The following is an 8,857-nucleotide window of genomic DNA, read 5'->3' on the forward strand; positions in this document are numbered from 1 at the left end:
TGTGTATAAGAGACAGGACCGGGAGACCGACCGTGATCATCGCCGTTTGACGATTCAAGTCGCGGGCTGCTTCCGTGACGCCGATGATTGCCATTCCGGCAACGATCGGTGCGACCATCGCATAACCGACGGCGACGGGGATTTTAGCAATCAACCCGACGAATGGTGTCACGATACTGAGGAAGAGGCACGTGATGTTCGCATAGACGAACGCTTTGCGGTCCGTGTTATCTGTTGAGGCAATGAACCCAGCCGTTCCGGAAATGGCGACAGGACCGACCGTACCGAACAGACCAGCGAAGAGTTGTCCGATACCAGCCGTGATACCAGCTGTTCCGACTTGTCCTTTGACGGTTTCACCACGCTTGGCACTGATGATCCGTTCGATGACTTTGATGTTTGCTAAGACGTTTGTCATTAACAACAACGAGATGATGAGAGCTGTCGGTAATAAGCTCCAGTCGACATGAATACCGCCGAACGGCAACAAGCTCGGTAAAGTGAACAGTGGACCGTCGAAGCTTGGCATCTCGGCACGACCAATCAATGCAAACATGCTCCAACCGACGAGTAACGTGATTAATAAAGCGTACTGGCGTAAGCGATCGCTTCGTTCTAAATAAAGTGAGATCAAGACCGTCAGAATCGAGATGACGGCAGGTAATACTTGAATTCGTCCATCCTCGATATTGAGTAATCCTTTCATGACGGATCCGGACAGCTGTGCCGACAGCAACAGCATGTAGACTCCGATGACTTGCGGTGTAAAAAGGGGGACTAAGCGCCGTAAGACACCCGTCATCGTCAAGACGATACAGATGATACCGCTGAGTAGGAGTAAGAATCCAAGCGACTGTAATGTGTTTGAATAACTGCCGTACAATGTGACACCAATCGACGAATAAAGAGCAAATACACCCCACCAAATTCCAGCAGGACCTTCCATGATCGGTAGACGGTGTCCGAGCAGGACTTGAAAGAGACTTAAGATGGCAAATACGAATAGACAACGAGATAAGAAGGAAAGCGTCTCGGCACCCGAGAGTTCAAACGATGCTGCGATGGCAAGGGGCGGGGCAATGTTAGTACAGATGATGAATAAAAACCATTGAATCGTAGACACAAGGGTACGCGGCAAAACGTGAATCTCCTTTCGAAAAAACAATATTGGTTTCATCTTAAACCAATTCATGAAAAAGCGATAGGGATGCTTACAATGACTGAAAATTCTAATATTTGTTTTCATATGTGATTTAACACATAATATGGGGTATAACGGTAACGGGAGGGAATGAAATGAAAAAATGGAGTATAAGAATCATTGGAACGATTGCTGCGCTGTTGGCACTGCTCGTATTTGCCTTCATGATCTGGGCGCAGTTCGATTATGATGCATCTCCCCAAGCGATATCTTACGTGGAGACAGCTACACCACGTGAAGTGACATTTGGAAAAAAGACGAGTGACGTTGGATTCATCTTTTATCAAGGGGCAAAAGTTGATGCAGCGGCCTACAGTTATTACGGCAAGCAACTAGCGAAAGACGGGCACTTCGTCGTCATCCCAAAGCTACCGTTTCGGATTGCGTTGCTTGACTCAAGCGAAGGACTCGATATCATCGAGGATTATCCCCAAGTCAAAAAATGGTATCTGATCGGGCATTCGCTCGGTGGAAGCGCAGCTTCGACGATCGTCGAACAACATCCGAAAATTAAGGGGATCGTTTTCCTCGCGTCCTATCCGATTGATTCGATTGATGTGCCCTCGTTGACGATTTATGGTGGACGAGATGGTGTCTTACCAGTCGCTGATATCGAAAAAAGTAAACAGGACGTTCGAAAAGATGCGGTATTCCATGAAATTAAGCAAGGGAACCATGCGAACTTTGGTATGTACGGTCGACAAAAAGGGGATAACAGCAGCCCATTAACGCCAAAAGAACAACAGGACGAGTCGTTAGATGAAATCAAACGATTTATCGATACACCTTAATCAATTCTCTTAGTGAATAAACGACTCATCAATCAAATGAAAAGGATGGAGAGATTCTGGCACTGGGTCCGGAATCTCTCCATCCTTATTTCTACTGAGTTATCGATTCAACTCAAGCGATGAGCGACTTCGTCGAGCGTTGGCAAAGCAGCCATCGCTCCTTTGACGGAAGCAGCAAGTCCGCCTGAAATCGCTGCGAATCGACCGATGTCGCGAAGTTCATCTTCAGACCAATCAAACGAAAAATCGCGTAACGCACACTGGTAGAGTAAACCGGACATGAAGGCATCTCCAGCTCCTGTCGTATCGATTGCGTCGACCGTAATCGCATCGATGACAGCCATCGCACGATCCGTATAGAGAATCGATCCTTCACTTCCTCGCGTGATGGCAAGAAGACGAATCGGATATTCAGCTAACAATTCAGCAGCCCCGTCATCAAGATTCGTTTGTCCAGTTAGAAACGTCAATTCTTCCTCAGCAAGTTTGACGATTTGTGCATCCGGTAGGACAGACCGGATCGTCGTCCGCGCTTCGTCAAGATTCGGCCATAACGACTCTCGTAAGTTCGGATCGTAAGAGACTGGTACTTGGTGCGCTTTTGCACGTGCGATGGCTTTTCGTGTCGCGTTGACGGATTCTCCAGTAATCAAAGAGATCGAACCGATGTGTAATAAATCGACGGACGTGAAATCCTCCGGTACATGTGTTTCGTGGAATTGCATATCAGCGCGCTCCGCATTGATGAACTCGAACGACCGCTCTCCATCCTGACCGTTTGTAACGAGCACAAGTCCTGTTTTTTGCGTCGAATCGTGGACGAGATGATCGGTACGAACACCATAATGATGTAACGTATCTTTCAAGAAGTGTCCCATCGAATCATCACCGACAGCTCCAAGAAAATAACTATCAGCGCCTAATCGAGCGAGTCCGACAGAGACATTGGCAGGAGCACCTCCAGGATTTTTTTGAAACGTCATGTTTTCAGCATCAAGAGGAATCAAATCAATCAATGCTTCCCCTAAACTAAAGATTTTCATACGTAGAACTCCTTTCAAGATCCGGACGAATCCGTTCGATGTGTAAAGCCATATAGCCGATTTCTGATTCAGGTACACGTGTATCGAGTTCGACAGTCAACCAATTGCCCATTTGACTCGCACAGGCATAAGCCTCAGCATAACGTGTTTTGACGGCAGATAAAATCACATCATCCATGTCGTGTAAGGTTTCTCCTTGTTCAATCCGGGCGAGGACCAATTTCATGTGCGTAAAGAAACGATAATACGTCATCGATGAGGTCTCGATCGTTTGTCCAAAAAAGACTTCGATCTGTTCACGTAGTTCATTGAGTAACGTAACCGTCTGCAACGCAGTGGCCATATTCGGATGCGTTTGGCGTGCATTGTATAAGTGAAGCGCGATGTTCGCAGCTTCTTCTTTCGGTAGCGTGACCTGTAAGGCACGCTCGATCTCAAGAACTGCCCATTCTCCAATCGCATACTCCGGTCCATACAAAAGGCGAATCTCTTCTGCCAATCGATTATGCACGACGAGTTGTTCACGTGCTAATCGTACGGCATGAGCAAGGTGGTCCGTCAGACTGACGTGAATATAGTCATGAAACGGCGTTTGGAGCTCACCTTCTGCATGTGAGATGATGCGTTCCGATAAATCAATGATCTCAAGTGGTGTCGTTGTCAGAATCTCTTTGAACTGTTCTGCATTTTCAAATGAAGGGATGAACATTTTTTCGATCTTCGTCGCTTGAATCGGATCTTTTTTCTTTTTTCCAAAAGCAATGCCTGGTCCCATGACGATGCGTTCCTGTCCATTTTCTTTGACGACAACAGCGTTGTTATTGAGGATCTTATGAATAATCAGCCTGACGTCCTCCTTTCCGATCTTTTCTTTTATTATAAAGCGAACTTCAGCGCTTTGCGAACCGACAAATGCGACCACCGAGCCCGAGGACTCGGTTTGGTCGCATGAAGGATTAAGCAGCAACGTCCGTTTCTTTTTGTTTCCGTGCATCGAGACGCATTAAGACGACAGTCGAGATGAAAGCAGTGACGACTGCAATGGCGAACCCGACGAGATAGTTGATCAAGTTTGACGCACCGAGTGGCGCGACGATCGCAATCATCGGAATTCCAGTTAATCCATAAGCGTTCGCAGCGACTTGTGTCAAGACGACATAACCGCCACCGATCGCACCACCAATGGCACCACCGATGAATGGTTTTCCAAGACGTAAGTTGACACCGTAGATGACGGGTTCTGTGATTCCGAGAAATGCTGAGAACGCAGACGGTAGGGCGAGTGCTTTGAGTTTAACGTTCTTCGTCAAGAAGTAAACGGCAAGTCCGGCACCACCTTGAGCGACATTCGCCATCGACCAAATCGGTAAGAGGAAGTTCTTTCCGATACTCTTATCTGCAAGTAATCCTGCTTCAATAGCATGGAAACTATGGTGCATCCCTGTGATGACGATTGTCGAATAAAGTCCACCGAAGAGAAGACCGGCGACGACTGAGAACTGTTCATAGAAGAAGACGAGTACGAATGAAATGCCTTTTCCGAGTAACGTTCCGATCGGACCAATGACGATCAATGCCAGGAATCCAGTGACGAGAACCGTAACGAACGGTGTCACGAGTAAGTCAAGCGTTTCGGGTGTCCGTTTCCGGACTTGTTGTTCAATCTTTGCCATGACCCAAACGGTTAAGAGAACCGGGAAGACCGTTCCTTGATAACCGATCAACTCGATGTTCATTCCGAGGAACTTCATGACTTCCGGATCGCTATTACCGAGCGTCCAAGGGTTTAAGAGGGACGGGTGTGTCATGATCCCCCCGATGACGGCACCGAGGTACGGGTTCGCACCGAATTCACGGGCTGCCGAGAAACCGATCAGGATCGGTAGGATGATGAAGGCAGAAGACGAGAACATATCCAGTAGTTGGACGATCGGTGAATCACCGTCAACCCAACCGAAGGCCTTGATCATACCGAGTAATCCCATCAAGAGACCGGCTGCGACGATTGCCGGAATGAGTGGAACGAAGACGTTCGAGAGCGAGCGGGCAAGACGGGCGAACGGATTTAATTTTTGCGATGCAGCCTTTTTAACGTCAAGTGGTTCTTCTCCATCGACCTTTACACCGGCAAGTGGTGCAAACGCAGCAAATACCTTGTTGACGGTACCGGTTCCAAAGATGATTTGGTATTGACCAGAACTTGAGAAGGCGCCGCTGACACCATCTAAGTCTTCAAGTGCTGCTTGATCGACCTTTGATTCATCATGCAAGACAAGACGTAAACGCGTCGCGCAATGAGCAGCAGTGATGATGTTCTCGCGTCCGCCGACGAGTTCAAGCACACGTTTAGCAGTTTGTTGATAATCCATCGGAAAAGTCCTCCTTTTTCATGAAACGTGCTGAATGAGACAAAAAAAGGCAAGACCGAACAACACCTCTCCTAAGGAGGTGTCATTTCGGTCTTGCCAGCCGTACTGTCACAATCCGCACTATTGATTTGATTTCATCTTAAAGGAGGAAAGAAAGCGTTGTCAATACTTAATGTTCATTTTTTTGAATCTGAATATCGACCTCAACACCGTAGTGGTCTGAAACGACGGGACCGTGAATCCCATCAAACACGACACCGACGCGTTCAACGTCAATTTTCCGATTCGATAAGACGAGATCGATCCGCAATCCTTGTTGATTGTCTTCCCATCCATCGATGTTGCCATTGATCGTCTCAATTCCGACCGTTTCCTTAGCTAGCAGGAAGACGTCGTGTAATCCCCGTTGCATCATATAGTCATAACCTGTATTTCGTTCTAAGGCATCGTTGTTGAAATCACCGAGGAAGAATGTCCATTCGAGTGGATCCATCCGAGCCATCAAATGATTGAATTGTTCCTGGAACGGTTCGACTTCATCTGCCCACCAGCCAAGATGGCATGTATTGAACGTAATCGGTGTACCGTCGACTTGGATTGTCGCACGGACGATTTTTCGCGATTTCCAATCGAATGTATCTTGACTGCGGCTGACATAATAACTGTCCGATTTTAAGATTGGATGTTTCGTCAAAAGAGCGAGTCCTTCTTCATACTTATCATAGCCGATATGAGCAAAATCCCAGACGAGGGAGTAGGTTTGACCTTGTTCTTTTAACGCTTGCTGGATCAAATAGGCAAAGTTATCGTTGCGCACATCGTCATAGACGATCGGTGTGTCCATCAATTGACTCACTTCCTGCAACGCAATGACATCATAATCTTGAGCAAGAATTTGTTGAACGATCTGGTTTAATTTTTCGAGTGGCTGTTCTTCCTGCCATGAATGACAGTTTAGTGTGAGTAGACGCATGAGTGGTCCTCCTGATTTTTCAAATAAGAAAGGTGAAACTCTTATAAAAGAGCTTCACCTTTAGGTAGTTCCCTAATCTCGCAGGTTTATGCGCCGATCCGGTCTTGGATATCTGATTTTAAGATATCGGCTTTTGGACCGTAGATGGCTTGCACGCCATTGTTCTTAAGGATCAGACCAAGTGCACCGTTTGCTTTCCAGTCTGCTTCTTTTGCAACAAGCGCTGGATCTTTGACAGTGACACGAAGACGCGTCATGCAGGCATCGACGTCCTCGATGTTTTGCTGTCCACCAAGCAAATCGATGATTTGTGAAGCTTGCGAACCGTCGGCAGGAGCTGATGTCGCAGCAGCCTCACCTGAAGCTTCAGTTGTAGATACGTTGATATCGTCCAGATAGTTCCCGTTACGACCTGGTGTCGCATAGTTGAACTTCTTGATGACGAAACGGAACGTGAAGAAGTTCAAGAAGAAGAAGAACACACAGACACCGATGAAACGAATTAAATCACCAATTAATCCAGCTTTTGCAATCAATGGAATCCGCGTCAAGAGTTCGATCGCACCGAATGCGTGAATCCGAAGATGCATGACATCTGCTAGTGCGAAAGCAACACCCGTGAGCACAGCATAGATGACGTAAAGAACAGGAGCGATGAACATGAACATGAATTCGATTGGCTCCGTGACACCTGTCAAGAAAACTGCAAGTCCAGCAGATAAGAAGACAGGTTTGTATGCTTTCTTCTTATCTTCATCAACTGACATGTACATTGCGACAGCGATACCGATCAATGAAGCAAGTGATGTGACGACTTGTCCTTCTTTAAAACGAGCAGGAACGACACTGTTGATTAAGTCATTGTATCCTTGTGTGTTACCGGCTTGTTTTAAATTAACGAGGTCAGTGATCCAAGCTAACCAAAGCGGATCTTGACCAGCAACCGTCGATCCTTGAGCAGCACCTGTCAGGATTTTGTACGTTCCACCGAGTTCCGTGTAGTTCATCGGGACAGTCAACATGTGATGAAGACCGAACGGAAGTAATAGACGCTCGAGTGTACCGTATACGAACGGTGCAATGATCGGTGCAGAATCACGTGAAGAGGCAATCCAGCGACCGAAGTCATTCAATAAGCCTTGAACGAACGGCCAAACGAGTGATAAGGCGAATGCTGCAACGACTGATCCACCAATGACGACGAATGGTACAAAACGTTTTCCGTTGAAGAATGCAAGCGCATCTGGCAATTTACTGAAGTTATAAAATTTATTAAAGAGAACGGCACCAAGGAAACCAGAGATGATTCCGACGAATACTCCCATGTTGAGAGCAGGTGCCCCTAAAACTGAAGTGAAATAATCTTTTACGATGAGCTCAGAACCAAGCAATGAATCGACCGTTGCTTTTGGGTCCGCGATCATGTCAGCGTTGACACCGAAGATAGCTCCTGTGACACGGTTGATCAAAATGAAGGCGAGTAACGCTGCGAACGCACCACCAGCACGTTCTTTTGCCCATGACCCACCAATCGCGACGGCGAATAAGACATGAAGGTTCGTAATGATGGCCCAACCTAAATCTTCAACGATTCGAGCAATCGTTTGCATTAACGCGATATCGCCTCCATACATGCCGATCAGTTTCCCGACCGAAATCATGATTCCTGCAGCAGGCATAACCGCGATGACGACCATCAAGGCTTTACCGAGTTTTTGCCAAAAATCGAACGAAATAGCATTTTTCAAGATCATTCACTCCTTTTGTATCTCTTTTTCTCTAATATGTGTGTAAGAACAGTGCAATAATGTAAGCGATTAATGCAACCGTTTGCATATAGAATTGTAAGCGATAACTTTTTAAAAAGCTAGTGTTTTATAAGAAAAATATTTGAAATTTTATTTTGATTAAAAATTGATAGTTCGGAAAGGTATTCAGATTTAAAAAAAGTGGGAATAAGACTACAGTGAACGTTGTCTAGTTTTAAAAGAAGAAAGGATGTTTGAAGCGGATGAAAGAAGGGATTCAACCGATCGGACAGTACGGACAGCGGATTCGTACGTTACGAGAACGTCATCAGTTAGATCAAAATACATTAGCAGAGTTAACTGAGACGACACCTGAGATGATCCAGCGTATAGAAAGTAGCATTGCCCATCCCTCATTTTCAATGATTGAGCGACTGGCCCGTGTCTTACATGTCCCTTCGGATCACTTAATTCGGCATATCTGGCCACCTGAGGTCATCCGTCAGCAGGATAGCACGTCCTTGATCGACCTTCCATCTAGTTGATGGGCATCAAAAAGGAGGAACAAAGGGATTTCTTCTTGTAGATTGTAAACAAATGGGCTGACTCAAAAAATGACGCGTCTTTTCACGCCCTTTCCTCAGGCGAGACACAAGCCAGTTTTCCCACTCTATTCGAGCAGAAAAACGGGTCTTGTTTGTCTCTGACAGCGCAAAATCGCGCTTTTCCTGT

The 8,857-nt window shown here is 46.4% G+C and carries 9 protein-coding genes; 2 read left to right on the forward strand and 7 right to left on the reverse strand.

The window, feature by feature from the left end:
- The coding region (locus F8N00_RS13735) for a purine/pyrimidine permease (protein WP_421018402.1) at nt 1-1,138 on the reverse strand (1,138 nt) is incomplete at its 3' end.
- 158 nt (nt 1,139-1,296) lie between these two features.
- On the opposite strand from F8N00_RS13735, the gene F8N00_RS13740 reads away from it, so the two are divergent.
- Nucleotides 1,297-1,992 (forward strand): alpha/beta hydrolase, encoded by a 696-nt coding sequence (locus F8N00_RS13740; protein ID WP_023469733.1) that lies wholly within the window; start codon nt 1,297-1,299, stop codon nt 1,990-1,992.
- 107 nt (nt 1,993-2,099) lie between these two features.
- On the opposite strand, the gene F8N00_RS13745 is transcribed toward F8N00_RS13740, so the two are convergent.
- The 5 genes from F8N00_RS13745 to F8N00_RS13765 all read right to left on the reverse strand — a co-directional run bounded on the left by F8N00_RS13745 (nt 2,100) and on the right by F8N00_RS13765 (nt 8,074).
- Complete coding sequence (locus F8N00_RS13745) at nt 2,100-3,035, reverse strand: carbohydrate kinase family protein (protein WP_035395581.1); 936 nt, start codon at nt 3,033-3,035, stop codon at nt 2,100-2,102.
- Nucleotides 3,022-3,915 (reverse strand): PRD domain-containing protein, encoded by an 894-nt coding sequence (locus tag F8N00_RS13750; protein WP_323679827.1) that lies wholly within the window; start codon nt 3,913-3,915, stop codon nt 3,022-3,024. Before F8N00_RS13750 ends, F8N00_RS13745 begins: the two co-directional genes overlap by 14 nt.
- 76 nt (nt 3,916-3,991) lie before the next feature.
- Entirely contained in the window at nt 3,992-5,404 is a 1,413-nt protein-coding gene (locus F8N00_RS13755) for a sucrose-specific PTS transporter subunit IIBC (protein WP_023469730.1), read from the reverse strand.
- A gap of 169 nt (nt 5,405-5,573) precedes the next feature.
- Nucleotides 5,574-6,377 (reverse strand): endonuclease/exonuclease/phosphatase family protein, encoded by an 804-nt coding sequence (locus tag F8N00_RS13760; RefSeq protein WP_035395584.1) that lies wholly within the window; start codon nt 6,375-6,377, stop codon nt 5,574-5,576.
- An 86-nt stretch (nt 6,378-6,463) separates the two neighbouring features.
- Nucleotides 6,464-8,074, reverse strand: coding sequence for a PTS transporter subunit IIBC (locus F8N00_RS13765; RefSeq protein WP_244150235.1), 1,611 nt, complete (start codon nt 8,072-8,074; stop codon nt 6,464-6,466).
- Nucleotides 8,075-8,388: 314 nt separating this feature from the next.
- On the opposite strand from F8N00_RS13765, the gene F8N00_RS13770 reads away from it, so the two are divergent.
- Nucleotides 8,389-8,670, forward strand: coding sequence for a helix-turn-helix domain-containing protein (locus F8N00_RS13770; RefSeq protein WP_075642904.1), 282 nt, complete (start codon nt 8,389-8,391; stop codon nt 8,668-8,670).
- Between the two features lie 6 nt (nt 8,671-8,676).
- On the opposite strand, the gene F8N00_RS13775 is transcribed toward F8N00_RS13770, so the two are convergent.
- On the reverse strand, nt 8,677-8,857 hold a 181-nt coding region (locus F8N00_RS13775; RefSeq protein ID WP_421018403.1), incomplete at its 5' end, for a hypothetical protein.

It is taken from the genome of Exiguobacterium sp. A1_3_1 (assembly GCF_048985645.1).
In the GTDB taxonomy this organism is placed as follows: Bacteria; Bacillota; Bacilli; order Exiguobacteriales; family Exiguobacteriaceae; genus Exiguobacterium_A; species Exiguobacterium_A indicum.